This window comes from Algoriphagus sp. NF, from assembly GCF_028823735.1.
Classification (GTDB): Bacteria; Bacteroidota; Bacteroidia; order Cytophagales; family Cyclobacteriaceae; genus Algoriphagus; species Algoriphagus marincola.
Genome location: NZ_JAPEIB010000010.1, coordinates 91501 through 118189, shown reverse-complemented (window position 1 = coordinate 118189; position 26689 = coordinate 91501). Strand labels below are relative to the sequence as shown.

Annotated in this window: 24 protein-coding genes and 1 tRNA gene; 9 read left to right on the top strand and 16 right to left on the bottom strand. The window is 40.8% G+C overall.

Going from position 1 to position 26689, the window contains the following annotated elements; translation table 11 throughout:
* Nucleotides 1–79: 79 nt before the first annotated feature.
* The 9 genes from OU792_RS06795 to OU792_RS18670 all read right to left on the bottom strand — a co-directional run bounded on the left by OU792_RS06795 (nucleotide 80) and on the right by OU792_RS18670 (nucleotide 8712).
* Nucleotides 80–664: a nuclear transport factor 2 family protein gene (locus tag OU792_RS06795; RefSeq protein WP_274669810.1), complete on the bottom strand. Its 585-nt coding sequence runs from the start codon at nucleotides 662–664 to the stop codon at nucleotides 80–82.
* A 294-nt stretch (nucleotides 665–958) separates the two neighbouring features.
* The gene (locus OU792_RS06790; protein ID WP_274669809.1) at nucleotides 959–1258 is read right to left on the bottom strand and encodes a DUF1905 domain-containing protein; all 300 of its coding nucleotides are present in this window, start codon (nucleotides 1256–1258) and stop codon (nucleotides 959–961) included.
* 639 nt (nucleotides 1259–1897) lie between these two features.
* Nucleotides 1898–2536, bottom strand: a complete 639-nt coding sequence (locus OU792_RS06785) for a hypothetical protein (RefSeq protein WP_274669808.1) — start codon at nucleotides 2534–2536, stop codon at nucleotides 1898–1900.
* Nucleotides 2537–2875: 339 nt separating this feature from the next.
* Nucleotides 2876–3961 carry an ABC transporter transmembrane domain-containing protein gene (locus tag OU792_RS06780; protein WP_274669807.1) on the bottom strand — a complete coding sequence of 362 codons (1086 nt, stop codon included), beginning with the start codon at nucleotides 3959–3961 and terminating at the stop codon, nucleotides 2876–2878.
* A gap of 8 nt (nucleotides 3962–3969) precedes the next feature.
* Nucleotides 3970–5040, bottom strand: coding sequence for a hypothetical protein (locus OU792_RS06775; protein ID WP_274669806.1), 1071 nt, complete (start codon nucleotides 5038–5040; stop codon nucleotides 3970–3972).
* A 10-nt stretch (nucleotides 5041–5050) separates the two neighbouring features.
* Nucleotides 5051–5854 (bottom strand): DUF2490 domain-containing protein, encoded by an 804-nt coding sequence (locus OU792_RS06770; protein ID WP_274669805.1) that lies wholly within the window; start codon nucleotides 5852–5854, stop codon nucleotides 5051–5053.
* Nucleotides 5855–6704: 850 nt separating this feature from the next.
* A complete protein-coding gene (locus OU792_RS06765) occupies nucleotides 6705–7286 on the bottom strand; it encodes an aspartyl/asparaginyl beta-hydroxylase domain-containing protein (protein ID WP_274669804.1) in 582 nt (193 codons plus the stop codon).
* 170 nt (nucleotides 7287–7456) lie between these two features.
* Entirely contained in the window at nucleotides 7457–8179 is a 723-nt protein-coding gene (locus OU792_RS06760; protein ID WP_274669803.1) for a hypothetical protein, read from the bottom strand.
* A 23-nt stretch (nucleotides 8180–8202) separates the two neighbouring features.
* Nucleotides 8203–8712, bottom strand: coding sequence for an AlbA family DNA-binding domain-containing protein (locus tag OU792_RS18670; RefSeq protein WP_446698883.1), 510 nt, complete (start codon nucleotides 8710–8712; stop codon nucleotides 8203–8205).
* A gap of 736 nt (nucleotides 8713–9448) precedes the next feature.
* Here OU792_RS18670 and OU792_RS06755 point away from each other — a divergent pair.
* Entirely contained in the window at nucleotides 9449–10672 is a 1224-nt protein-coding gene (locus OU792_RS06755; protein ID WP_274669802.1) for an IS110 family transposase, read from the top strand.
* A gap of 211 nt (nucleotides 10673–10883) precedes the next feature.
* Here OU792_RS06755 and OU792_RS06750 read toward each other — a convergent pair.
* Nucleotides 10884–10972, bottom strand: a tRNA-Ser gene (locus OU792_RS06750).
* A 371-nt stretch (nucleotides 10973–11343) separates the two neighbouring features.
* On the opposite strand from OU792_RS06750, the gene OU792_RS06745 reads away from it, so the two are divergent.
* Both OU792_RS06745 and OU792_RS06740 read left to right on the top strand, forming a co-directional pair.
* Complete coding sequence (locus OU792_RS06745; protein ID WP_035483718.1) at nucleotides 11344–11595, top strand: hypothetical protein; 252 nt, start codon at nucleotides 11344–11346, stop codon at nucleotides 11593–11595.
* Nucleotides 11596–11795: 200 nt separating this feature from the next.
* A complete protein-coding gene (locus tag OU792_RS06740) occupies nucleotides 11796–13037 on the top strand; it encodes a PAS domain-containing protein (protein ID WP_274669801.1) in 1242 nt (413 codons plus the stop codon).
* On the opposite strand, the gene OU792_RS06735 is transcribed toward OU792_RS06740, so the two are convergent.
* Nucleotides 13034–14524 carry a hypothetical protein gene (locus OU792_RS06735; protein WP_222583426.1) on the bottom strand — a complete coding sequence of 497 codons (1491 nt, stop codon included), beginning with the start codon at nucleotides 14522–14524 and terminating at the stop codon, nucleotides 13034–13036. The two genes, OU792_RS06740 and OU792_RS06735, sit on opposite strands and share 4 nt — an antisense overlap.
* Before the next feature lie 92 nt (nucleotides 14525–14616).
* Between OU792_RS06735 and OU792_RS06730 the strand changes: the two genes are divergently transcribed.
* Entirely contained in the window at nucleotides 14617–15033 is a 417-nt protein-coding gene (locus OU792_RS06730; RefSeq protein ID WP_222583425.1) for a LytR/AlgR family response regulator transcription factor, read from the top strand.
* Between the two features lie 4 nt (nucleotides 15034–15037).
* Here the strand turns inward: OU792_RS06730 and OU792_RS06725 are convergent, their stop codons facing one another.
* The gene (locus OU792_RS06725) at nucleotides 15038–16255 is read right to left on the bottom strand and encodes an S-adenosylmethionine:tRNA ribosyltransferase-isomerase (RefSeq protein ID WP_274669812.1); all 1218 of its coding nucleotides are present in this window, start codon (nucleotides 16253–16255) and stop codon (nucleotides 15038–15040) included.
* 91 nt (nucleotides 16256–16346) lie between these two features.
* On the opposite strand from OU792_RS06725, the gene OU792_RS06720 reads away from it, so the two are divergent.
* Nucleotides 16347–17381 (top strand): o-succinylbenzoate synthase, encoded by a 1035-nt coding sequence (locus OU792_RS06720; protein ID WP_274669800.1) that lies wholly within the window; start codon nucleotides 16347–16349, stop codon nucleotides 17379–17381.
* Here OU792_RS06720 and OU792_RS06715 read toward each other — a convergent pair.
* Nucleotides 17378–18409, bottom strand: coding sequence for a lactonase family protein (locus OU792_RS06715; RefSeq protein ID WP_274669799.1), 1032 nt, complete (start codon nucleotides 18407–18409; stop codon nucleotides 17378–17380). The genes OU792_RS06720 and OU792_RS06715 overlap by 4 nt on opposite strands.
* A gap of 233 nt (nucleotides 18410–18642) precedes the next feature.
* Here OU792_RS06715 and OU792_RS06710 point away from each other — a divergent pair, with 233 nt between their 5' ends.
* From OU792_RS06710 to OU792_RS06695, 4 genes are all read left to right on the top strand, one after another.
* Nucleotides 18643–21177, top strand: coding sequence for a phosphoenolpyruvate carboxylase (locus OU792_RS06710; RefSeq protein WP_274669798.1), 2535 nt, complete (start codon nucleotides 18643–18645; stop codon nucleotides 21175–21177).
* Nucleotides 21178–21546: 369 nt separating this feature from the next.
* Nucleotides 21547–22383 carry an alpha/beta hydrolase gene (locus tag OU792_RS06705; RefSeq protein ID WP_274669797.1) on the top strand — a complete coding sequence of 279 codons (837 nt, stop codon included), beginning with the start codon at nucleotides 21547–21549 and terminating at the stop codon, nucleotides 22381–22383.
* Between the two features lie 109 nt (nucleotides 22384–22492).
* Nucleotides 22493–23191 carry a response regulator transcription factor gene (locus OU792_RS06700; RefSeq protein WP_134201135.1) on the top strand — a complete coding sequence of 233 codons (699 nt, stop codon included), beginning with the start codon at nucleotides 22493–22495 and terminating at the stop codon, nucleotides 23189–23191.
* A 12-nt stretch (nucleotides 23192–23203) separates the two neighbouring features.
* Nucleotides 23204–24652, top strand: a complete 1449-nt coding sequence (locus OU792_RS06695; RefSeq protein WP_134201138.1) for a HAMP domain-containing sensor histidine kinase — start codon at nucleotides 23204–23206, stop codon at nucleotides 24650–24652.
* Between the two features lie 78 nt (nucleotides 24653–24730).
* Here OU792_RS06695 and OU792_RS06690 read toward each other — a convergent pair whose 3' ends face one another.
* The 3 genes from OU792_RS06690 to OU792_RS06680 are packed head-to-tail and all read right to left on the bottom strand — an operon-like array spanning nucleotide 24731 to nucleotide 26686.
* A complete protein-coding gene (locus OU792_RS06690) occupies nucleotides 24731–25177 on the bottom strand; it encodes a hypothetical protein (RefSeq protein ID WP_026946668.1) in 447 nt (148 codons plus the stop codon).
* Nucleotides 25174–25800, bottom strand: a complete 627-nt coding sequence (locus tag OU792_RS06685) for a Crp/Fnr family transcriptional regulator (RefSeq protein WP_051260806.1) — start codon at nucleotides 25798–25800, stop codon at nucleotides 25174–25176. Before OU792_RS06685 ends, OU792_RS06690 begins: the two co-directional genes overlap by 4 nt.
* On the bottom strand, nucleotides 25793–26686 hold the full coding sequence (locus OU792_RS06680) for a hypothetical protein (RefSeq protein ID WP_134201140.1): 894 nt from the start codon (nucleotides 26684–26686) through the stop codon (nucleotides 25793–25795). Before OU792_RS06680 ends, OU792_RS06685 begins: the two co-directional genes overlap by 8 nt.
* Between the last annotated feature and the right edge of the window lie 3 nt (nucleotides 26687–26689).

The following is a 26689-nucleotide window of genomic DNA, read 5'->3' as shown; positions in this document are numbered from 1 at the left end:
TATCGTCGCATTATTAGCCCCTAGTTTAAACCGAAGGCTATGCGGATATTCGATAGATTAGAAATGGTTTTAACCATTTTCAATGATTTGAAATTGCTTTCAATTTCCGCTTTAGTCGAATGGCAATAATCGTCGGAATCAGGGCGATTACTAAGCCCATCAAAAGCCCCTGAATCGTAAACTTCATGGTCTGCGGCGTGTCAATATCATGTCGATGGTTCCATATCTCGACGATTTTCCCTTCCTCATTGATTCTAAAAACATTGATGATCGGAATGGTCCCCGAGCCAATCATCAGTTTCCCCATCATCGTGGAGGGGGTAAAAGTGGCTTCCCAACGTGTGGCCACCAAGTCTCCTTCTGCAATCTGATAATTGATTTTAGAGTCCCATCTGCCATTATCCCAAAAGAGGTCTGCGGTTATTTTCTGCTCGATGGCAGGCTCTGTGACCCCTTTTCGGTCGCCGATATCATGTACGACATATTCCTCAGCCACATAGTCTACATACCGGTCTGTATTATCCGTAAACCAAAGGTCCTGATAGAAATTCCGGGCAATTTCCTTGTTTCGCTCCTCCCTGCTTTGCGGTGGGATACTGTCAGTTTGGGAAAAGGAATCCAGACAGATTCCCAGGCTGGCGATTAGTAAAAATAGTTTGTTCATGGTGTATGAATTTAAATGGATAAAATGTGCTATTCATGTCAGCAGTACTCATTCTAAAAATCCCTTTGCAAATTCCCCATTTTGTGTCGCCTAGCCTCCACGGCAAAGTGATCTAGTGCTTCAGTTAGACTTTTCTGGAAGTCTATTTTTCTGAATTTACAGCTTTTTCTGGGTAAAAAGTCAAAATAGTCTCGCTAATTGCCTGATTGTTAGGCTACTGGTTTGTGGGTTTTTGCTGGTGCTTTCTCCTAAAAGGAAGCAAAATCATCCCTTCAAGAATTTTTTTGCCACATTCTAAAGCGAAATACGCAGGCTGATGGTATCACCCACATTCACTTGGGCTTTCTTCCGGATATCAGCTTTAAGAGGGAGAAGGTAGGTGTCATGCTTTTTGTCAAACCATATGGCCGTATCCCATTCGAATCCCTTGATTTCGGCCTTAGCCTTCATCCGGCCCCAGCCCTCTTCCTGCCAGGAGAGGTGTTCCCGGATTTCCTGAGATAGGTCCTGAGGCAGCGAGACAAAAACCCACCCTCCCATACCGGGGGATTTCCAAACCTGTGCCGAAAAGTCGTATCTGATTTTGCCTTGCATGCGGTTTTTAGAAAAAAGCTAAGTGAAGATAGGCGAAGAAGTCTTGTGGTCAAAAGATGGGTTTTTATTTCTGGAGTACTCATCACAGGACTGAGCATATTGGTGAGGAATACCGATTAGCGTGGAGTTTAAAATTACTGAAAATAGCCTGTCTCAGAAATCATTTTCTTTTCAGACTGAGGCTAAAATACTCTTCGAACAAAAAAAGCAATGAGAGGGTAACCCAAAATGAATTCTTCTGTTGTTCTTACGCGATTGAAAACGATTTTTAACGAAAACTTTTTTAGTGTGGGCGTGGTGGGCTGACGCAGCAGCGGGCCAGCGTCCGGCCTCGTGCGGTTGGAGCTTTGCTGCGTCTTGAACTTTTGGTTCTTTTGGTTCAAGCCAAAAGAACAAATAGAAAAAAAGAAGATGATAAATTGAAGCAGTAGGCGCTTGATTTAGCTGCAATTAACTTTCCTTACTAATAAAATAAATTTTGAAATCGAAGGCAATTTCAGGTACTATGGAGAACATTTAAGCTTCCTGCTTTTGGCGTTTAGGCCCGCCAAAAGTAGAGCAGCCAGACGCTCAATATGAGAAGTTTTAATGTTGAGACAACCTATTAGTTAAAGGCTAATTTAAAATGAATAGTCTAAATCAATCTTCTACCTTATCGACAGTAATTTTCTCGATTTGTAAAGGCTGGTACTTGACATAATAATTTTCATATCCAGCGATGATTGGGCTGATTTTTATCTCATTGGATGAGGCTAGGAAGTCAAGCATCAATTCATTGAACTGATAATTGATATACCAGGTGTCATTATATCTACCCGTTACATTGGTCATTACTTTTTTGTTTCTATAGCTACCGGGTTTTAAGTGGATGGTCATTCGATACCGCTTCCCCATCTCGGGTCTGAATCGTAAAACCAGGAATCTCATTTCGGGAAGAAATCCAGGTGCGCCACGGTCTAATCTTGGATAGTACTTGTTTTCAGGATGGACATCGATGCTTGTTTGGTCGGATCTGTACCATCCAAAATACTCAGCGACATACATGTCCTTGTCCCTCAGTTTTTGAGCGGTGATCTCCCAGGATTCGTTTGCCCTCAAGTTTAACAATTCATCCCGATTGACCCTAAGCGCTGGAATGCGTGCTATGCCCTTTGGGTCGAGCTTTTTCAGTTGGGCATTCGAGATTCGATTTGACGGAGTAACCTGAATTTTTATGGGTTTTAGTTTCAGGTTTTTATTACCGATTTTCCCAATGTTTCCAAATTGCTTTTTTGACATAATGACCTTGTTTATAAGTGGATAGAAAAATTTTTAAAAGGCTGTGCTGAGACCATCAGATTTAGACTGTTTCAGTTTGTCCTCCTAGTTAGAAATCGGACCATTTAAAAATTCTCCAACTGGATTATTGTAAATACTTCCGAATTTGCATTGATAAAAGTTAGCTTATTTTCTTGCCTAAAGCAAATTTCGACTACTTAAAAAATCATGCTATATACTTGGTAATCAGAATAATTGTGGAAGTAGAAGCCCTTCTAAAAGCTAAACTGAATTTTCAAATAGTCCTGAAAATCCAAAAACATAAAGTCCTAAACTGGACTGATTTTGTACCTCTGGGCCTTATTCAAGGAAAACCAATTTCGGCTCTGCCTCTGGAGACGCTGATCCTTGTTCTGCTTCTTTCTCGCCCTTGGCTTTTTTGGAATAAGTAAGGGGTGTTTTTTTCTTGATCAACACTTCAATTTTTTCCAACGATATCATCCCTTTTGCGATGATCGAAGGGGTCTTTGAAATGCTTCTAATCGCGGGAGCCATAGCACCTATTACAAGCATAAAGGCCAGCAATTGACCGGGACTTCCTTTGCTTTCTGGTGAAAAAGAAATGGCAGCAAGCAAGGAGAAAGTAAGCAAAGGACCCAAAATGGCTACCCAAGCCAGTCTGGAATTTTCCCAGAATTGATATTGAAGATTTGCTGTTAGTGCCTCCTCGCTTTTTTCTTGAAAAGTCCCGCTTATTTTGGTTCTTTCGGATTTAGCAAAATCTCCCTTTTGATTGGAAAAAGTCTCTGTGACATACTTCAAAACCAAGCTTTTTTTATTCCTTTTGGATCTGGTCCAGGGGATCTGTTTCGAATCAAGGAGAAAAGCGATTGGGCTCACAATTAATAGCGTGGCCACAATGGTCAAGGTCCAAAATGGGTTTAAATAAACCAGTAAGCCCAAACCCGTCAATAGAAAGAAGGCATCCCGGAGGCCTCTATGAAAGCCATTGCATAGCATATTTCTTACTGACAATTGATCCCCTGAATACCTCAGAAGGTATTTTCCAAATCCATTCTTTTTGTAGTAATCTGAGGTCCATTGAAGCTGCCTTCGGAATAGCCTTTGCATCAAATGAAAATTGAACTTTTCAGCCTTGGTGCGTATCAGCTGCCTCTCCCAAAAATGAAGGAAGAACTTAAGCAGGATGACGAAGCCAAGAATCGCAAAGAATTGTTGCAGCGAGCTAACTCTAAGCCCGAAGTCGGCAAGTAATTCTGATTTGCTGATCGAATTTTGATACATCAGGTCAAAGAACCACCCAGTCATTAGACTGAGGAAAAAGGTACTGACTGCTCCCAACCAACCTATCAGTAGAATTGCTGAAAGTCGACCCCAATGGGCAAACCAATGGCGTTTGAGAGTTTTATTTTTTAACCAGTCCATCGGTGATTTCAGGCAGATAGGAGTTGCATAGGTTTGAGATAGCTAGGGAACTCACCCATACTCAGCTGCTCCAGGTTCAAAATAGGCAAATAGCTATGTTCCTTGTTCTCATCCAGGCATTCCCTTACTTCCTGAACCAAAAGTGGACTAGCTGTAAATATCCCTGCCAAAGCTGTTGCTTGGATGCCCCAGGAGTTTAGAGTATGGACTCCATTCACCGCAGATAAACTATCTCCTGCTGAGAACACGACTTGATGCACCGAATCTATAAATTTGGAATTTTTCAAAAGCATCTTGGTCTCGCGCTGAAGTATGCCGTCTGCTATTTCAATTACCACGTAGTCAGGTCTTTTTTTCAATACATCCCGAAGGAGAGATTCATAAAGACTTAAGAGTTTTTCCTCAGAAATCAGATAGGTGGAAGGATACCCATACCTGGAAAAATCTATTGCTTCACAGGCTCCAAGATCAAAGGCCAGATTGGCATCCTTTGGGTATGCGGTTCCCGTCAGCTTGATGTAAGCCGCTGTATGACCCTTTTTTACAAGACCATTGATGAGGTAGGCTGCCGTGGTTGTTTTTCCACTATCCATAGCTGAGCCCAGCGAAAGCACCACTTTGGTTCTCTTAGCCAGTTCGCCGGTATAGGGAATGAGCTTATCCTCCTTTCGTGCAATGGTATTGGCGATCTGCCCTCTTTCATCTGTGTAAATGCCGATAAGTTCCACTTTGGTAGGTCCTATCTCGTCTAGTCGCTGATGCATGGATTTTACCTGTCCGATCACCCCAGCCCCTCCGAGCATATGAAATTCACCTTTTAGATCATCAGGGACATAGCCTTCAAATTGATTGGTGGCATATCTATTTCCAAAAGCCCCCATGATCAAATCGCCCGGGATCAGGGTTGCGCTTCTCGATCCTGTCTGAATCATTTTATTCTTACCGATTTCGGTCACCATAAAGAGTCCCACATCACCGGCTTTTAAAGTGAAGTTTTGCTCTAATTCATCGATTGTAATTAATTCCATAGGTCTAATTCCATGACAGACCATTCCAATTTTGATTCGAGATTTCATCATTGTTTCTTAGTTAAAAGTTTATTGGTAGAAAATTTTCATTATGCTTGCCCTTGAGCTGGTAGCTGAGGGACATTCCAATCACATGGTAATTGTTAAATGGGCGCTGAATCCGTCCTGTATTTGGGTTTAGGACATTGATTCTATTGGTAGCTGAAACTCCAAGGTTGAACTCATGCTGATTCATGTAATAGAGTGATAATCGAATCGGATCACTGATTTTGAAATTGAAATTTGCCAGTATCCTACCCCGATGAAATCCATTGGCGGGCTTCCGGGCGATTTCTTCTCCTTCATCATTGAAATACCGAATATTTCCACCGCCTATATTGTAAAATAGGCTGTAGGTCAAAGAAGGAGCCACTCCGAGAAACTCTAGCCTTTTGCGAAGACCCAGGCGATTGCTTAGGATTATTCGATGGTCGAATCGGCGCTCTTCTTTGCTATGGGTTTCAAATTGAACGCCACTTCGTAGGACCAATCTCCTGTTTAGCTTTTTCCGGTAGATGGCGTTGACGAAAATCCTGTTGGTCGTGCGATTGGAGGAAGGGATGTTTAGCCAGGCGGTTCCTACCCGCGTACTCCAGGTAGAATTGATTCGGTAGCCGAGACGAATTTGGTACCAGTTGAAATTATTCTTTATCTCATTGGTGATATCTGTCGAATGAAGATATGCCACTCTGGCGTCGAGCTTGTCCGTAAGTGGCATTCCTAGGCTGAAGGTGTTCCAAACTCTGGTCTTCTCTTGAGCCTGTAAGGGATTAGCCAAAAATATGGCGATGGCTAGGAGGCTGATTTTTAAATAGGAGGAGGACATATTCTTGTTTTTATGCCTCTTGGTCGCAGTGGGAAATCAGATTGTAACCAGCCTGCCGAAAAAAATTAGGATTTATCCATCTTTTTTAACCCTCTACCCAACTTAGAAACCAAGGGTCACCGAGCGAAGTCGAGGTGAAGCCAATGAAAATTAGCCTTCTGGCGTCAATGCGGATAATCATATTAAAAAATGGTACTACGACGACTTTAATGAAAAGAACAAAAAAACGAGTTCTATTAAAATCGGTACGGTAACAAATCATTCTACCAACGCAATAGTTTGAATTGGACTGGAATCTTTCGGTTTATGGGGCCCTGCGGGATTTTCGGTTTTGGAATGCTTTGTAAACCCGTTAAGAAAATGACTTGGTCCCGAACTTGCTTCGGGAACCCAGTCATTTTTAGGGTGGCAAAGCAGGACAAAATTCCGCTGTGCACTAGGTTTTAAACATGTAGAAAGCGTCACCAGCGGAAAGAAAAGAACGGGGCCAAGACTTTTGGATACTTTTGGTCTTCAAAAGTATCGAAGGATAACCCATTCGAAGGCTTCGAGTGGTAAACTAAAGCGAAGAGGTTTTAGTCAAGGTTTTTTGTTTTTGGCAAAGCCATTCATTAATCAAAAATTGAGTCTAGACTTCTAGCAGCACTAAAATCAGGATATAACCAAAAAAATAGGTATTTCAGTACTTTCAAACCTCTACTTTCAATAAAACTGAAGCATAAAAAAAATCCGGTAAGTTTCCCTACCGGATTCTTTTCCAGCTGCTGATTTCTCAACCCCATTCCAGGGCTATACCGTAATTTCCGCTAATGAGCAACTCTCAAAGGATTCAACAAAGGCTGAAAAAAGCCTATGAAGCGGCGGAGTATGCCTGGAATACTTCCTTCTCAAGTGCAGCAGGTAGCATGTCAAAAATCACGTGGATGCGATCCTCGTTTCCATCATTCCGCGCTTCGTGCATCTCATTATTGTCAAACCACCACAGTTCGCCCTCTTGCATTCGTACCTCCTCATCCCCGGTTTTCATCCAGGAGCCGAGGCTTGATTTTAGGACTAAATGATAGCGGTTTCGGACCCGATAGTATTCTCCTCGATCGATATGCGGGTAAACCTGCTTACCAGCGGGCAAGCAAACAATCTTTGCCCTTCCCAGGATTTCATTTCTCTCCTTCGCAAATTCCTTTAGAAATTTCACAAATAAAGGATACTGTTTGCTGCCGGATGTCCATCGGCTTTCGTGTACGTCTCGACGCTTTCTATCCCCGATAGCCGATTTTCGCAGGCCTCTCAAAGGAATGGCAAGAGCCTCACGCTGAACCATAATCTTGTCTTGTCGACCCGTAGATCCGGCCCAGGCATTTTCGATGGAAGCTATTTCATCCAGAAATGGCTGGGTTGGGATATGCTGTTTGATAAGCTTGAAGTTTTTCATGGTAATCATTCGATTAAGTTGGAAATAACCTATATGCCTCTAAGTCGAAACAGGCCCATCGAACGTAACCGCTATCTTGAAAAAAAATGATAATTCTTAATCCGGCTATTTTTTGATTTTGTGTAGGTTAGGGTTGTTTAAAAAATGGGGAGGATTTAAATAGTAGAAGCCTAATTCAAGTCTGGGCTAATAACTACATTTAAGTAGTGCTGAAATTGCTTTATTTTCTCAATCTTAAGTTCTTGATTATTAAAGTACGCTTTCACTATTCTAAGTACCTTCCCTTTTTGAGAAAAAGTTTCAGCTAAAATGACATTCTTATCATTTACTAGCTGAAGTTTACATTCATATGGATTTTCACAATAATAGTTTTTATCCAATACTTTAATTTTCAATCCTTCTGAATCCGAAAATCCTTTTTCCTTCAATTCAAATTGAATTTCTACTGGTTTAGACATCCGATATTTTTTCTCCAACTCCTCTCGTAATGATTGTTTATCTTTTTCAATCATTTCGTTGATTCTTCGCTTTTGTTCTTCAGCGGAAAATAATTGGATGGAGATGGTACAGCTTGAAAGTGACAAATCAATAATTGTAGCATCATAGTTATTTGTCAATGGACCAGAAAATCCAAAATCTTGTTTGCCCAGAATATGGGCTTTGATCGATTTAAAAAATTTAGCAGGGACTATACCAAGCTTTCCGGCACCTCCAATAGTTCCTGGGGCATAAATAAAAACTTGATCCATTTCGGGTTTTGTCCACAAGTTTACGTAATCACCTTTCTTGCATCCAGCCAATACTGTCTTATCTAGGTTATTCAAAAGAAAAGAGATTTCCTTTATTTTGGAATTATTAGCCTTTTTAAAGCCAAAGAAGTCAAATAGTCCCATAAAAATTATGGTAAACGGTTTAGCTATGAGATGTTGCGTCCTCGTAGGTCGATATTGTCAACAGGTATTGATGAGCTCAATTTTATTCTGTTTTCGAATTTCGTTCTAATAAACTTAGCAAGCTCTTTGCCCTTTAATTTCTCCGAAGAAGCCAAGTTTCGTACATAAATGCTTTCCTCTTTTTCACCCATTTCATTTCTCAAAATGTGGACTTCTTCGGATGAAGGTTTTACGTTTACAATAAGTAAATCTCCTTTTGGGAACTTTATAAACTCCTTTTCGAGGAAAGTCGAAGAGAAACTATTGCCAAAATACTCCGAAACTTTAGTATCAAAGAATTTTGCAAACTCATCTCTATTTTGATTCTTTTTAAAGGAATTATAATCTTGCTCTAAACCAAAGATTTCTTGATCGTCTTTTACTCCAATTATGAGTGTGCCGCCATTTGTATTAGCAAAAGCACATATTGTTTTCAGGCAACTATGAATAAGTATTTTATCAATGTTTGCTACATTTTGACTTTCTTTATGAATTCTTTGAATTGAATACTCAATTTTTTTCTTTTTTTCTTCTGATTTGGATTATAATTCAAGGAAATCTATCTTACTCCAAGTAGGGAAGTGTTAATTTTCCGGATTTAAACCAAGAACATTGATTTAGGAGTACGTGAAAGGCTTTAGGAGTTTCCAATCCGATTTTCTAAAGAACTCATTTGGGCGAATTGTATTTTACATTATTCAGATCAAATTTAAAAATACTAGAGTATTTGGCGTAGAAATATTCCCAAAATGAATCATTTTTTAGACTTTCTAGGCAATGAGGCTACCTCAATAAAGTAGATTTTATGTTTCATTCAATTCACTTATAGACGCATAGCTGACTTTATTTCAAATACCTCTAATTTGTGTGGTTTTTCATACCAAAAAGAAAGCCTCATACTTTTAAAGTGTTGCGTAAGGATTGACTTAGGGTGTTTAAAAGTCGATATTCCTGTGAATTCTATCGAAATTTTTTTGATATATAGAAGGTAAGACCAATACAATTATTAGGCGAAAAGCAGATTTTAGCAGAAAGTGGGGGGGGGGCATACTCGTAATCATGCATCACAGCCTCTGGCGAATCTCCCTTGTGTCGATTTCGAATTCTAGGGTTCTCTTCCCCAATAATTTGTAGTTGCTTCCTCAATGGCATAAAACATTCATGAAGATAGAGGAAATTCACCCACAGCCATGAAAGTCGTTAAATGTAGTAACCAAACTCATTTACGATATGGCAACAGTAGAATTTCCTCAGATAATTGAACGTGGCTGCGGTCTTGATGTTCATCGTGACACAGTAGTTGCATCCATAGCTGGAATAGGTATTCAGGAAGAGACCCAAACCTTCAGCACTTTTACCACTGATCTGGAACAGCTGATTGGGTGGCTTCAAAACCACGGGGTCACCCACGTGGCCATGGAGAGCACCGGTGTGTATTGGAAGCCGGTCTATTATATACTAGAGGGCTATTTTGAACTTCTGGTCGTGAATGCCAGGCATATCAAAAATGTTCCCGGTCATAAAACCGACAAGAAAGATTCTGAATGGATTGTAAAGCTCCTGCTCAGTGGGCTGCTCAAGTCCAGCTTTGTGCCGGAGGTGACTGTCCGGTTTATCAGAACACTGTTCAGACACCGCAAAAAGTTCATCAATCAACGAAGCCGGGCGAAAAACAGGCTTCAGAATATCTTGGAAGATGCCAACATCAAGCTCTCCAGTGTGGTTAGCGACGTGTTTTCCAAAACAGGGGTGGCTATCATAGAGCAGCTGTTGGCAGGAGTTGCTGACCCCTGGCAATTGGCCAATCAGGCTAGGGGGTCCCTTGTCCGAAAAAAAGAGGAGTTGGCCAAATCGCTCCATGGCAGGTTTTCTGAACAGCACCGTTTCATGCTTAGGATGCTGATGAACAGTATTCTAGATCAAAACCGCTCCATTGAAGAGGTGGAAAACAAACTCGATGATTTAGTCAGGCCCTTTGAACAGGAGCTGGAATTGCTTCAGACCATCCCAGGAATTTCCAGAATTGCCGCCGTTGGGATCATCTCAGAGATAGGTGTTGATATGGATCAATTTGTTTCTGCCAAGCATCTTGCCTCCTGGGCTGGAGTCTGTCCGGGCAACAATGAGAGTGCAGGCAAAAAAATGTCCTCTCGGGTCACTCAGGGAAATAAGTACCTCAAGACAATTTTGATAGAGGCTGCCTGGGCTTCCAGTCATACGCTCAATACTTATCTTTCTTTCAGGTACTATAGCATATCCAAACGAAGGGGAAAGAAAAAGGCTGCCATGGCAATAGGACATGATATACTAAACGCTGCCTACCACATCCTAAGGGATAAAACCCCTTACAGAGAACCAAGGCTAAGGCAGGACATCATTGAACAACGAAGAAAATCAGAGCTGGAACGTCTGGAAAGACGGATCCAAAAACTAAAAACATTAGCGTCCAATTAAAAAAGATCGTCTTTTTTTTGGTGGACTATACCCCGTGCATAAAACTGATATCAGACGCTAAGCACCCACAGCTGTTGCCATAGAGCACGTAGAAAAAATTTTTCTCTCAAGAAAAACTTAGGCCGATCCTGATATCCTGGAATTCCTTTGGGGTAATTGTTGAGACTTTCAGAAAAAAAAAGCGCCTAAATGTTAAAATTTCGACGCTTAGCAGAGAGTGGGGGATTCGAACCCCCGGTACGGTTTGACCCGTACGACAGTTTAGCAAACTGCTGGTTTAAGCCACTCACCCAACTCTCTTAATATTATTTTATGGGATCGTACGCCAGTTTATCCGCCGCGGCAGATGGTTTAAGCCACTCACCCCATTCTTTTTCTGTTATACTTTCCCAGAGTCTTCAGTCCAATTTTGAAATTCTTTCTTCGATGGAGTACCTCTGACACTCAAACAAAGCCCTTTTAGCTTGTTAGCGGTTGCAAATATAATTCAATTGAAAAGACTTTCACAAGTTTATTTCAAGGGGAAATATCCCTGAAACAAGAATTATTTCACACTTAGATTCAGGGTGCTTGGAAATCTGACACTTATCTTCATAATAAATTAAAAATACCCACTTTATGGTATTTTTTTCACTTAGCCGGTTTTCTATATTTGATCAAATTATTTTTCAATGATTATACAAACAAACAAAGCTGAGTACTTGATTTCAGGCTTGCCCGAAAGAAAAGATTTCATTTCTATAAAATCTAATAACCGTGCGGAGTTGGCCAGACTTTTTGGATCTGAAAAGGTGAAACAGTCTCAAGAGGCTCAGTGGAGATTTGAGGTTTATTCCTGCCGGCAGGAATTTGCCAATTCTTTAATCTTGCTTGTAAAGGAGATTGACTACATTGATTTCCATGAATTGGAAAAATTTATCTAAAAAAAATCACTTTTTTTTCAGAACTCTTTTTTTTGACAAAAAGCATTTTTAGTAAGAGTTCTTGCTTTTTCTTTTATTGAAACGAATAAGCTTTTGATAATCAGTTGTTTTCAAAATTTTGTTTACAAAAAGCTCTGTTTTTTTTATAAAAATTTTTATTCACTTTCGGGTATATAATCTGAATTCAACACTCCAAAAAATTGGTAAGCCTGACCACAGACAGTAGTTTAATCCCTGATTTCATCAAAAAATCAGACTTCTTTTTCTGCACGATTCTCGATGTGGACGGAAGAATCTCTGATTTAAATCCAGCGATTGAAAATCATGGAATTACCAGAAATAGCCTTCTTTCGGACTATTTAAGAGATGATTCTTCGGAGGCACTTTTGGAGACATTGAATGCCTTGATGGCAAATCCGAAACGTAAGGAATCCATTATTCTTTTTTGGAAGGATGAAAAAATTCAACCAATCCGTTGGGAGTTTTCCATGCTTATCGATGATCAAAATGATCCAATCGGATTGGTTGGCTTGGGTGTTTCATTGAACCTGCACCATTCTGATTTATCATTATTCAATCTTCTGGATTTACTGAATTCGGTAAAGATCACGCTGTCAGAAGATTTTAAAATTGTAGAAGTCGAAGGATCAATTGATGATGCCTTTGGTGTGTGTCAAACTGACCTGGAAGGAAATTGCCTATTTGACTATTTTGATTTTTCAGATGAAATAATCAATTCTATTCAAGCTGAAAAATGGGATAGCCCATGGAAGGTGTTCAAGCTTTCAAATAATTTGAGTTTGATCTTTTTGAAGCAAAATGACACTGTAGTTCTATTTATGCAGGCTAATAGTCTTTCAAGGATTGATAGCTCGAGAAATGAATCTTGGGATAGGGATTTATTGGAATTGATGCCAGGGCCAGTATGGTTGGTAGACGAGGGCTTGAATCTTATTCAATTAAATAGTGAGGCTGAAGACCTAATTTCTATCAGCTCTGGAAGAAAGCCAAAAATTGGAGAATTAATCGATTGGTCGCAAAAGCCTGTTTTTTATGAAAAATTTCATAAGAAATTATCTCAGGGATTAGATTCTCAAATTGATTGGTCTATTGAGGTAGATGACAAACATCTTTTTTATCAATTGCGAATAAAAGCATTTCATAGACCGGGAGTCTTTTTGGTTCAGGGCTTTGAGTTAAGCAAAATGCGTAAACAGATTCAACTTTTACAGGAAGAGAATAAACTTCTTCGTGAGTTGGTCTTGAAGCCTTCCCATATTCTCAGATCTCCTCTTTCGTCCATGTTGGGGCTATTGGATTTGATTGACGAGGGAAAACTCGACTCCGAAAACAAGAAGTACTTTAAATACATGAAGCCATTGGCCAAAGAATTGGATCATGAGATTCGAGTATCTGCTGAAAGAGCTTCTAGGTTTGACTAGTAAAGGTTTTCTACACCTAGGATGGACAAGCGCGCTGGAATGTCGTAAATACCCGCTAGCGTAACTCTCTCTGAACTATACCAGGCATTTCCGTCCTCCCGAAAGACAATTCCTTCGGTCAGTCCCATTGGAAAAACTTCTATCTGAATTCTCTTGATGTCTTTTGTTAGCCCATTTTCTTCAAAACCATCCACTAGCCAGACGAATCCTTCAAGCGGTATTTTATAGCCTATAAAGATGATTTTCCCAGTTTGGGCATGAATGCTTGCCCCTGTGACTAGGCCATCTGTCGGTAAAGTTTCAATCAATTCAGTAGCATAATCTCCCGGGATAGCCGGTATCCGGTGATAATCGGAGTCATCTCTTCCCCTGTTTTTGGTAAAAATGTGCAGCTGATTATCAGCAAAAATAAAAGCTTCGCAATCAAAACGGTGATTTTCCCGAGGACTAAAATCCTGCTGGTTCGGGTAATTAAATGTGATTCTTTCAGCTGCTACAGTTTCTTCATTCAGGACATCTTCCCAATTCACTCGATAAATAATCAAATCTTTTCTAGCCCCTAGATTATTTCCAAAATCCCCAATAAATAGGTGTTGATCGCTTTGTGCTAAGCTCTCCCAATCTACATTTGTGGCATTTTCCACAGTGATTTTCCTGAGGATTGCTCCCGTTAAAGGATTCAATTCGATGATTTGATTTGGATTGTCTCCATCGTTAATTGCAAAAAGTCGATTCTGATAGAAAGCCAAACCAGAGATTTCATCGAGTTCTTCATCAAGGGTATTTAGTGGTGTGGGAATGAGGGACCAAGGGAAGCCATCCGTGTTTAATTTGATTTTTCTTTCGTATAAACCCGGGACCGAAACGGGATACTCGATGGAGTAATTTTCTGAAGATTCTGGCTTGTGAAATTGGATCAGGTGGTCAATTGAACCCGGCAAAGGGACTTTGATTTTTAATAGCTCTTCGGAATTCAAATAGGCTTGAAAGCTGCCCTCATAGGAAAATAGGTTTTTTTCAAAGGGAGCAATTACTCGGGGAGTGGCTAAATCAAAGTTTGCACTGACTTTGAGTTGCTCACTGAGTCCCGATACTTGTAAGCGGATAGTTTCTGTAGAGTTTTTTAATTCAAATTCACCCAGAATATCTACTGGAAGAGGCTCGGAGAATTCAGGGATTTCTGCGGATCGATAGTGGTAACTGTATTTCCCAAAAGGGAGTGAAATAGGGGAAGAAATAGGCGATTCATTTGGGGTCAAAGTGATGATTTGAGAAGCCTGATTTTCAAGGTTTTTGATTTCCAATCCCCATGTTTCTGCAAACCTTTGCTTGCCCGAATATTGGCCATTCAAAAGATCAATTCCTTCAAAGGATACTAAGGATTGATCTTCTTCAATCGGAGGATTGGGAATGGGATTTGGATCCTCTTTAGGATTGCACGCCCAAAAAACTAAATAAAACAGAATAAAAAACTGTCTGATTTTCATACAGATATCGCTAGCCAATAAATCTTAAATGCTAAAGTACGAATTCTAAACAATGGGATTCAACAGTAAGTTGCCTAAGAAATTCCAAGACAATGAAAGAGCTTCTAGAAAATATCAAGAGAAACGGTAATGGGAATGGCAATGGTCGGAGAGAGGCTTCTTCGAGAAAAGAGAATCCTCTTTTGATTAAAGATGCCCTTTTTGTCCGTCAAGAAGGTACTCTGGTGAAAGTTAAGTATGAAGATATCCTGTGGCTGAAAGGTGACGGAAATTACACGACTCTAGTCACCAGAAATTTTGTGATTTCTGTACGGAATATCCTCAAAGATTTCGAAGATGCTTTGCCAAAAGATCAGTTTATGCGAGTTCATAAAAGCTATATGGTTCGCTTAGATGAAATATCTGTGATTTCCACCCGGGAGGTGAAAATTGAAGAGGATATGGTTCCGGTAGGACGTACTTATTATCAGCGTTTGATTGATGGAATTCAGCGTCTGTCGAGTGAATAATTATTTATTTATTGATCCAAAGCAAACTACTATCACCATAACTCAAAAAGCGATAATCATTATCTAAGGCTTCCTGATAGACTTTTTTCCAATCATCGCCAATCAAAGAGCCGATCAATAGCATCAAAGTGGTCCCCGGTTGATGGAAATTCGTGATCAATCCGTCGATCATTTGAAACTGATATCCGGGGAAAATGAAAATTTCTGTTTCGCCCATGATTTCTACTTTTCCTTCTGCCTCCATTTGATTCAAAACTGCTTGAAGGGATTCATTCTTTGAAGGCAGACTCTCTCTTGTATCATAGGGAATCAACTTAGCGACTTGAAAAGCAGTGCCCTTGTTTTCCAAAAGCTGGACCCCATACCAATACAGGCTTTCAAGTGTACGGACTGAGGTGGTACCCACTGCCACAATTGGGCCTTCCTGATTCAAAAGCTTTTCAATGGTTGATTTTTGAAGGTGAATTTGCTCACTGTGCATAGGATGGGCAGTCACATCATCCACTTTGATAGGCTGAAAGGTCCCTGCACTCACGTGTAATGTAACTTGAGCTTCTTGGATTCCCTTTTTGCGAAGATTTTTAAAAACTTCTTCAGTAAAATGAAGTCCGGCAGTCGGTGCCGCTACAGCTCCTTCCTTTTCTGAATAGACCGTTTGGTAGCGGTCCTTGTCACTTTCTTCCGCTTTTCGATTGAGATAAGGAGGAAGGGGGACTTCCCCGCTTGATTCGACGATGTCTACAAAAGGTACACTTTCGCTATTCCAATCGAATTCTACCCATTTATTCTCTTTATCCACCAATTTGGCTTCTAAGACCACTTTTTGGCCTTGGATTTCTATCACACCTTTTAGAATCTCACCGCTTTTCCACTTTTTGGCATTACCTATCATGGTTTGCCAAGTCACTGGCTGGGTCGAAAGCATGATCTCGGGAATCACTGTGGTAGGCTGAACGGGGTTGAGTAGAAATATTTCTATGCGAGCTCCCGTCTCCCGTTGAAAGATCAGTCGTGCGGGTATCACCTTGGTATCATTGTACACAAGCAAGGTTCCTTTATCCAAAAAATCAGGTAAATCAAAAAAATGATGATGGGAAATCTTTCCTGATTGGTAATGAAGTAGCTTGGAAGAATCCCGTTTTTCAAGTGGATACTTGGCGATTCGCTCTTCAGGAAGCGTATATTCGTATTCTTGGAGGTTTACTTTTTGCACGATTTCAATCAATTTGGCCGCAAATATAGTTCATACTTTCAAACTCATTTAATACCCATTCGTTTCCATGATTTTAAAATTTCAGCTCATACCCCGCACTTTGAAATTTAGATTTGACGCAGGAACCTCCCGAGGGGTACTGAAGACCCGCAATATTTGGTGGATCAAGGCTGTAAATTCAAAGGATTCCAGAATAGGCTGGGGAGAGGCTGCTCCACTGGTAAGGCTGAGTGTTGATGATAGACCGGATTTTGAGGCAAAGGTGCAGGATTTCTTAAATGAGTTTTCAACCTATGATTTTCCTGAGGAGCAAGAATCCTTGTTGGCCTTTATAAAGGATATCGTTCCTTCCGACTTTCCTTCTCTTCGATTTGGCCTGGAGATGGCTATCATGGACCTTTTGCAGGATGGAGAAAAGCGGTTTTTCCCAAACAACTTCTACGATGGGCAAAAGCCGATTCCGATCAACGGCTTGATTTGGATGGGAGATAGAGAGTTTATGCGAGAGCAAATTGATGCCAAAATCAGTCAAGGTTTCACTTGTATCAAAATGAAAATCGGAGCTATCGATTTTGAGCAGGAATTGGAATTGCTTCGCTATATCCGGGAACGCTTCTCTGAGGATGAATTGACCCTTCGAGTGGATGCAAATGGCGCTTTTAGTGCCATGGAGGCTATTTCCAAGCTCGAGCGATTGGCAGAGCTAGGGATCCATAGCATAGAGCAACCCATCGCAGCAGGGCAATGGGCAGAGATGTCAAAGCTTTGTGCCAAGACCCCACTACCCATAGCACTAGATGAGGAATTGATAGGAATTCGGGATAAAGGATTGCTTTTAGACCATATTAAACCACAGCATATTATTTTAAAACCAACTCTGATTGGTGGCTTTTTGGAGTCGGAAGAGTGGATAGAAGAGGCAAAAAAACGAGCGATTGGTTGGTGGATGACTTCTGCTTTGGAAAGCAATATCGGTCTGAATGCGATCGCACAATTAGCTTCGAAATTCAATCCGAGGGTACCTCAGGGCCTAGGTACCGGTCAGCTTTACCACAATAATCTAAACTCACCGCTGGTAATTTCTGCTGGACATATCCGCTACCAAAAGGATTTGAGTTGGGAAGAGCCTCATTAATTTTCTACTGAGAATAAATATACTGGCTTTGGCGCTGATACTTTAATAGAGGTAGGAGTGAGGATGCCATTTTCGATATTTCGCTCGAAAACAACGACATCTTCTGAGGCCTGATGCGCTACCAAAAGGTATTTTTCATCGGCTGTCAGTGAAAAGTTTCTGGGCATATTCCCACCACTTGAAATATGCTGCACCGTTTCAAATGGACCTTCTTCGGTCTTTGCAAAGACAGAAATTGTATTCGCGTCACCACGGTTGGAGGCGTAGATGAATTTTCCATTTTTTGAAACTCGAACTTCCGCTGCTCCCACAGCTCCTTTAAAGTTTGGTTCTAAAAGTGACAGCTTTTGCTGACTGGTGAGGTTTCCATCCTGAAAAGCAAAAACCTCTAAAGTGGCAGTCAGTTCTTGAACCACATAAACTTCATCTCCATTTGGGGAAAATACCAAGTGTCGAGGGCCATCTCCAGGAGTCATGGCCGTTTTTGACAAAAGGCTGACTGGCTCCGGATTATTTCTGTCAATTTGATAGGTATAAATGTGATCGGTTCCCAAATCAGCAACAAGCAAAAATCTCCCATCAGGGCTGAAATTTGCACTATGAACATGAGCAGATTCCTGTCTGCTTTGGTTGATACTGTTACCAGAGTGTTGGATCGATTGAAGGTATTCTAAGCGCCCTTTGGGAGCTAATCGGTAAATGGAAAAATTTCCACCGCTGTAATTACTGACGGCCAAAATCCCATCTTTCTCTGCAATATGACAGGGATGTGCTCCTCTGCTGAATAGGCTGTCGATCTGAAAAAGCTGCGATTTTTCTTCGTTCCAGCTGAAAGACTTTAAAGCCCCATTTTCATTTTCTTCTACAGAAAAAACAAATTCTCCAGATTCAAGAACAAAAGAGGGATTACTGACTCCCGGTGCAATCGTCTTATAAGCAATTGCCTGATCTTCTGGATTGAAGCTCAATAATCCGATCCCTTCTTCTGAACTATCTGTATAACTGCCTACTAGAAAGTTATATTTCATACTTTTTTCAATTTCGATTTTTGATTCCTCTGCACAGGAAAAAGTCGCTAAGATTAAGGAGGCTACTAAGATGTTTTTCATCTGGGAAAGTACGAAAAAAGTAAATAATCGAAAGGAGCTTTGCTCGGCTGATTAATGCTAAATAAATCGACTTTGGAATTGATGAATTGGTAAAAATTTAGCCAAAAAGCAGAAAAATTCGTAATTTGAGCAAGCTTTACAAACCAAATAATATGCAAACACCCTACGAGACTGAAGTTGCCAAGCGATTTACTATTTATAATTCACTTTTTCTGGATCTTCCTTTTGATCATATTTTTCGAACAGGCACTATGCTTCCTTTATTGGCAACTTCCTGTACGAAAGGTTTTGAAGAAGGTAAATCTCCCCGAGCAATCATAGAGGGATTTTTCAAGGAGATGATGCCAAATAATTCTGAGAAAGAACGCAGCGATCTCCTTTTCCAAATGATTCAGTACGTAGAGCGTCAGGTGGTTTTATTTGATTCCATCGAAGATGCAGCTTATGAAAAAATCAATGATTTGGGAGGAAAAGGATCGATCAAAGCCTTGATTACAAGGGCAGAGGGCGACCGGAAAAAAGAAGCTTTAATTGAAAAGTTAAAGACTTTTTCCGTGCGTTTGACTTTGACAGCCCACCCAACACAATTTTACCCCGGGAATGTTCTTGGAATTATCACGGATCTGGAAGATGCTATCCGACATGATGATATTGGCCGTATCAACTTGCTTCTGCAGCAGCTGGGTAAAACTGGCTTTATCAATCGGGAAAAGCCATCTCCTTTTGATGAAGCAGTGAGCTTGATTTGGTATCTTGAAAACGTCTTTTACCAAAGCATTTCTGATATCATGATTCGTCTGCTAAAAAGCCTGGAGCAACCTCTACATACTTGGGAAAACCCGGGTTTATTGAAAATTGGGTTTTGGCCGGGAGGTGATAGGGATGGGAATCCATTTGTCACCCACGAGACTACGCTCAAAGTAGCCGAAAGATTAAAAAAATGGATTCTTCGCTGTTATTATCGAGATCTTAGAAAACTCCGACGCCGACTGACTTTCAAACATGTGGAGGAGGTAATGCTCCGGGTAGAGCGCGGTATTTATGTGACCTTATTTGAAGAAAAACCGATATATAACAGTGCCGAGGAGCTTTTAGGAGAATTGCTGACTGCAAGAGAAGCGCTGATCAAATATCATGATGGGCTATTTTTGGAGCTTCTGGATGAATTCATCTTGAAGGTTCGGATTTTCGGTTTTCATTTTTCCTACATGGATATGCGGCAAGATAGCCGTAAGCATGATGGACTTTGGGACGAACTTTTACAAATTGAGGGGCAATCTTGGGAGGAAGATGAAAAGGCTCAAATTGACCAAATTTTATCATTAAAATCCCTGCCAAAAGTAGAGAAGTTCAAAGATGAGTTTCATCAGGAAATGCTTAGTTCTATTCAAAGTATTGGTACCATTCAAGACAGGAATGGTCAGGATGCCTTACACCGATATATCATTTCCAACTGTCAATCAGTAAAACATCTTTTGGAGGTTTTTCAACTGACCAAACTTAGTCTTGACTCAGATGATAAAGGGATGAATTTGGATATTGTGCCTCTTTTTGAAACAGTCGATGATTTAGCAGCGGCACCGGAAATTATGTCTTTCCTTTATAAACTTCCTGTCTATCAAAAACACCTTCAACACAGAGGAAATAAGCAAACGATCATGTTGGGCTTTTCGGACGGAACCAAAGACGGTGGCTATCTCAAGGCCAATTGGTCTATCTTGAGAGCAAAAGAGGAAATGACTCGGGTTTCCCGGGAAAATGGCATTGAAGTAGTCTTTTTTGACGGGCGTGGTGGACCGCCAGCCCGAGGAGGAGGTAATATGCATAATTTCTATGCTTCCCTTGGAGAGCGGGTAGAAAATGCAGAAATCCAAGTGACGATTCAGGGTCAAACCATCTCGGCCAATTATGGAAAGCAGGCTTCTTGCGTTTACAATTTTGAGCAATTATTAAGTGCAGGTTTGGAAAACCACCTGTACTCAGATGAAGAGCGAAACCTTTCAGAAAGCCAGCGTGTACTTATTTCAGAGCTAGCTGATAGAGGCTATGAAGCCTACAAAGAATTTAAAAACCATCCCAAGTTTGTACCATATCTAGAGCATGTGACCCCGCTCAAGTTTTTTGGAATGACCAATATTGGTTCAAGACCTTTGAAGCGGGGCAAATCAGATGGATTGAAATTTGAAGACCTTCGTGCTATTCCCTTTGTGGGTTCTTGGGCGCAGATGAAGCAGAATATTCCTGGATTCTACGGTGTAGGAGCGGCGATTTCTGAATTGGAAGGTCAGGGTAGAATTGCTGAGCTCAGAGATTTATATCAGCGCAGTTTATTCTTCAGGACTCTGCTAGGTAACTCTATGCAATCTTTGAACAAATGCTTTTACCCCGCTACTGCTTACCTTAAAGAGAATAAGGATTATGGTGAATTTTGGGAACTCATGTACGAGGAATATCAGCGATCTATCGCTGCTATCAAGCAAGTGGCTGAGATGGAAGAGCTAATGAGAGACAATCCGGTGAGCCGCACATCCATTTCCATCCGTGAGCGAATAGTCTTGCCCCTAATCACCATTCAGCAATATGCTATTCAAACCATGCTCGAAGAGGGTAAAGATGATAAAACGCTTCAAAAATTGATTTTGCGAAGCATGTTTGGAATCATCAATGCAGCACGAAATGCAGCTTAAAAAAAGAAAGCTCCGCAAGGAGCTTTCTTTACCATGTCTTGATCAACTAAACTATAAGAAAAGCCTTACTCTCCGTATGAGCAGCAAAACCTTAATGCGACATAGTTACATCAGATACTACAGAAAACAGTTTTGGGTTCCGGCTTTTGGGATTTTTATGATTTCAGGGCTTTTTTCCTGTCCATCGGTTTAATTTCAGGATTAAAAAGAAGTACTCGTTTTCGAACAGAAATGGCTTTTGTAGCCACTTCGTACGCTTTTTTTGAAGCGGTCACAAGGTTTTTTTAAACTAGGCCAAATGCAAACCTATCAGGCTTCCAGAAAGGAAATGAATATTTTGTAATTTCCATTTTCCAAAAAATTAAAGCCATGAATCATCTCGAAACAAGTTACCAATCCCCAGATGGAGTGAAACTTTATCTTCAGGCCTGGATGCCAGATCAACCCAAAGCGGCTTTATTGCTTATTCATGGTCTTGGTGAGCACAGCGGAAGATATGAATCTTTGGTAAATGGGCTAGGAGAGCTGGGTGTGGCAGTTTTTACCTTTGATGGAAGAGGTCATGGAAAGTCAGATCTTCCCAGTCCCAGTGCTTATTTTGATTCTTATCAGACTTATTTGGAAGATATTCATGCCTTGTATGGGAAAGTGAAGGCCTATGCGCCCGGTGTTCCAACTTTTATCTTCGGACATAGCATGGGTGGGGGATTGGCGGCAGCCTATGCACTAAGGTATAAACCTGAAACCAACGGGGTTATTCTATCAGCTCCAGCTATCAAGGAAGCTGCTGGTACCTCGCCGCTTTTGGTAGCGATTTCTGGAATCTTGAATAAAATCGCCCCAAAACTGAAAGCCTTGGCATTAGATATTGAGGGTGTTTCTCGGATTCCCGAGGAGGTAGAAAAATACAAAAAGGATCCCTTGGTTTATCAGGATAAAATCCCTGTTAGGACAGGTTACGAACTGCTTCAAATGATGCGGTATATTCAATCTAATGCTAGTGAATTCGATTTTCCTTTTTTGATTATGCATGGGACAGCAGACCGGCTGACCAATCCTGAGGGCTCGCGCTTACTTTATGATAATTCACCTTCACAGGATAAAAGTCATCAGATTTTTGAAGGGGCTTATCATGAATTGCTCAATGATTTGGACAGAGAAGAGGTATTGACGTTGATTTTGGAGTGGGTAAGACAAAGAGTTTGAAATTAAGACAACATGAAGTGGTCAATTGTTTTTTTCTAAAGACAAGGATTTTCAGTCCTGTGATACTTTCGTGATCTTTTGGGGTTATTTTTCGGCTCATTCCGAAAATATGAAAAAGATACTTATCGTAGAAGATGATCCCAATATCAATGAATTGCTTCAGCTTCACTTAAAGGATGATGGTTATGCAGTGCAGGTGACTGATAATGGTAAAAAAGGCTTCGAATTGGCCCAAAAAGGGGAATTCGATCTAATTATTTTAGATGTGATGCTTCCTGAGATGAATGGGATTCAGATCTGTCAACGGCTCCGTGCTTTGGAAATTTTTACTCCAATCCTGATGCTAACAGCCAAATCAGAGGAAATTGACAAAGTCATGGGGCTGGAGTCTGGAGCAGACGATTATTTGACCAAACCCTTTAAAATCCGGGAATTTCTAGCTCGGGTTAAGGCAATTCTTCGTAGACAGGAGATCCAGCTTTTAGCATTAAAAAAAGAAAAAACGCTCATTTATCAGGGGCTGTTAGAAATCGATATAGAAAAACGAAAAGTTCAATTTGATCAAAAAAGAGTAGAGCTGACTCCAAAAGAGTTTGACCTTTTGTATCTCATGGCAAAAAATCCCGGGAGAAGCTATTCCAGAGGGGAGCTGCTGGAATTGATTTGGGGCTATGATTTCAGTGGGTATGAACATACTGTGAATGCACATATTAATCGCCTTCGATCCAAAATCGAATCGGATCCAAACAATCCTTCCTACATCTTAACTACTTGGGGCGTAGGCTATCGCTTCAATGACGAACTCTAACCCCCGAAAATTATGAAAAGTCTTTATTGGAGATTATCGCTTTCCCTAATTCTGGTATTACTCTTGGTTGGAGCTTCATATATCCTGATTACTGCTAAAAATGCCCAGCGCTATTTTCAGGAAACTACCCAAAAACTCAATGCGGAAGTGGCTTCTTATTTAATCAAGGAAGTCAACCCCTTTCAAGATGGCAAAATTGACGAAGAGGCCTTAGGAGTCATTATGCATTCCATGATGGCCGTTAATCCTGGAATCGAGGTGTATTTGTTGAATCCGAAAGGGGAGATATTATCCTATGTAGTGTTGGATCAATTGGTCAAGCTGAAGGCTGTTGATATAGAACCAGTGGAACAATTTATTTCTGAAGGAGGAAGCGAATTTGTTTTGGGTGATAATCCGAGAAATCCCGGTACAACTTCAGTGTTTTCCGCAGCGCCAGTTTATGAAAATGGGGAACTCCAAGGTTATGTCTACATTACCTTGGAAAGTGAAAAATTCGATACTATCAGCTCCGATTTATTGGGTTCTTATTGGCTAGGACTGACGCTGAACTCCATCCTCATCACCTTGATCGTAGGTCTTTTAATTGGCTTGGTTTTGATAGCTTGGTGGACTAGACACCTTCGAAAAGTAGTCGTGGCAGTGGAAGCATTCAAAGAAGGAGATATGCAAGCCAGAGTGCCTCAGTCTACCTCCAATTCTGATTTGGCTTTGCTAGGCAAAACCTTTAATTCCATGGCAGATACCATTCTGGATAATATTGAGGAACTCAAAAATGTAGATGCGCTTCGTCGGGAATTGATCGCCAATGTATCCCATGACTTGCGAAATCCTCTGGCGATTATTAATGGCTATGTGGAAACCCTTCAGATTCGGGATGAAAAATTGACCCCGGATGAAAAGCGTGGTTATTACAAAATTATTCTCAATTCGGTTGATAAATTGACCAAACTGGTAACGGATCTATTTGACCTTTCCAAACTGGAGTCGGGACAAATGCAGGTAAAAAAGGAGAAGTTGAAAATCCAGGAATTATTGGTGGATTCCAGTTTGAAATACGAACTCTTAGCCCAATCCAAAGATATTGCTATCAGTTCCAGTATCTGTGCGAATTTGCCTTTTGTGGAGGCTGATTTGTATTTGATTGACCGAGTGATTCAGAATTTATTGGATAATGCTGTGAAGTACACACCGGATCATGGCCATATCGAATTGGAAGCCTGCAGTGCACCGGGTGGAGTGAAAATCCGGGTAAAAAACTCCGGTGAAGGAATCCCAAAGGAAGATTTGGATTCCATTTTTGACCGGTATTACAAAGTAGATAAAGACATGAAGGGAATTGAAGGTTCAGGACTTGGCCTGGCTATCGTTCGAAAAATACTGGAAATCCACGGCTCCGAAATCCACATTTCATCTGACTCCGAGAGTTACACAGAATTTGAATTTGTTTTGCCTGCATAAAGTCTTTTAAAAAAATAAAAAAGCCTCTGTTCAATCTAAACGGATGCTTTTTGGCTAGGAGATGATTTAAAACTTTTGTCATTCCATAAGTGCAAAACCAAAAGGGATTCCAGCGGCTCCACACCAAATAATTCCATAGGTAAATTTTTCATCTGGCATTCCCGGAAGGGAAAAAAAGTGCTCTCCAGATTTTCCCACAATCGATACCAATTGAAAGGTGGAGGCATTATTTAGGTTTAGAGATTGACTGGTAGAAAGGTAAACAGTCACTGTACCTGTGCTGAATTTTGTTGTAAAATCATCTGATAACCGAATGAAAAACTTATTCTCATCATCCTGGATCAATTGCACCATGCCACGGGTATTAGTTGAACTTTGAGCACTAAGCGTTCCAGTTCTCAAAATCTCAAAGTTTTCACCGACTTGATTAGAGTCGTCGGGGGGAATGGGCTCCATGGATTCTGAGGAACAGGAAAGGATCAAGGAAAGGAAGGAGACTACAAATATTTGAATTAGAGTTTTCATAAGTTGGGAGTTTTGAGTTGATGAATATTTCGGAAAAGAATTCTTCCCCGGCTGTAATTGATTTTATTTTGGGCTTTTAAGCCAGAAAGGATAGTCGTTACAGTCTGACGGCTGGTATCCGTCAACTTGGCAAGTTCTTCATGTGTTAAAGGGAGTTTGAGGAGGGTTTCATCCCCGTATTTTTCTCCAAACCGCTCTCCAAGATCTTTTAGCACAGAGATGATTCTGAATTCTGCATCTTGGAACAACATCCGCTCCAGTCGAAGCCTTGCAGTGTGGATTTCTTCCTGTAAAGTTTGAATGATCCGCATTAGCTTTAAGTTGGGATGTTCCTCCATTTGTATTTTCTCTACTAGCGTGTTGTCTTCCATGGCAAATGCTGAATAGGAGAGTCTTTTCTCTGTATGCTCTTCATGAAATTCGCCCAGAAATTCACCCTGATCTTTGATAGAGAGTAGTGTGCTATTTCCGGATTCTTGGTAGCGGACAGTTTTGACCAAGCCGGATTTAATGAGAAAATAGCCTTGGAAGAGTTTTCCCTGCCCCAATATCTGCTCTCCTTTTTGAAATCGAAGAAGCTGAGGGAAATTGGGTTGAGTAAAGGATTTGTCTGCTTTATTCATTGGTTTTGGGTTTTACTTGATAATAGATTCCAATCGAAAAAGTAGCTGCCGAATAGAGATTTTTCCGTGAGTAAAGGAAATCGGCAAAGTTTCTATAGTTCAGAGAAAGATGAAAATCTTGATAAACCGGTACCGATGCACCAAAACTGTAGCTGGTATATTCCGTACCGTCTCCCCGAACAAAGTCCGTTGCTACCAAGACATCATCTACTGAATTGAGCCCCTGGAGTCGGCCATTGACCCAGACTTTCCCTGCGATTTGATAGCCTAGTTCGATTCCGATCGCAACTTGGTCTGAGAAGGATACATTTTCATAGGAAGTCCTGAAATTGTAGGAACCGAAAATGCTTCCATATAGTGGTATATTAGGCAAGGCAAAAGAGGTTGAAAGGGTTGTCCATACATTAAATTCTCCATCTCCTGAAGGCAGATTGATGGATTCAAAGTCGTTGAGAGTACTTTGGGCAAAATTGTTAGCACGACCAATTGGGATTTCCGGAGCGATAGAAATGGCCAAAGGCAAGTACTTTTTTAGTAAGGAATGCTTAAACTCCAACCTCAAATCACCCAAGCCGCTGACCGTTTCCGTGGTATTAAACCCATTCCAAATTTGAAGGGGCCAGTTGGCGATCAAGGAGAAGCGTTCGGTCAAGCCGTATTCTCCATAGAAAACCATTGAATTTTGGGTGAAGGTATTTGTACTGAGTTTTTCTCCTCCAAGCGTGAAATAATCCGAAGAGCTAAAGCGATTGAAGCTTAGCTGGTAGAATCCTTCACCTTTTTCCTTGGTCCATCCGCTTTGGGCAAAGCCAGTATTGCAGGAAATCAAGAAGCTCAATCCGATTCCAAGGATTCGGAACAAGCTTCCTTTTTGAGTGAGCATCATGAC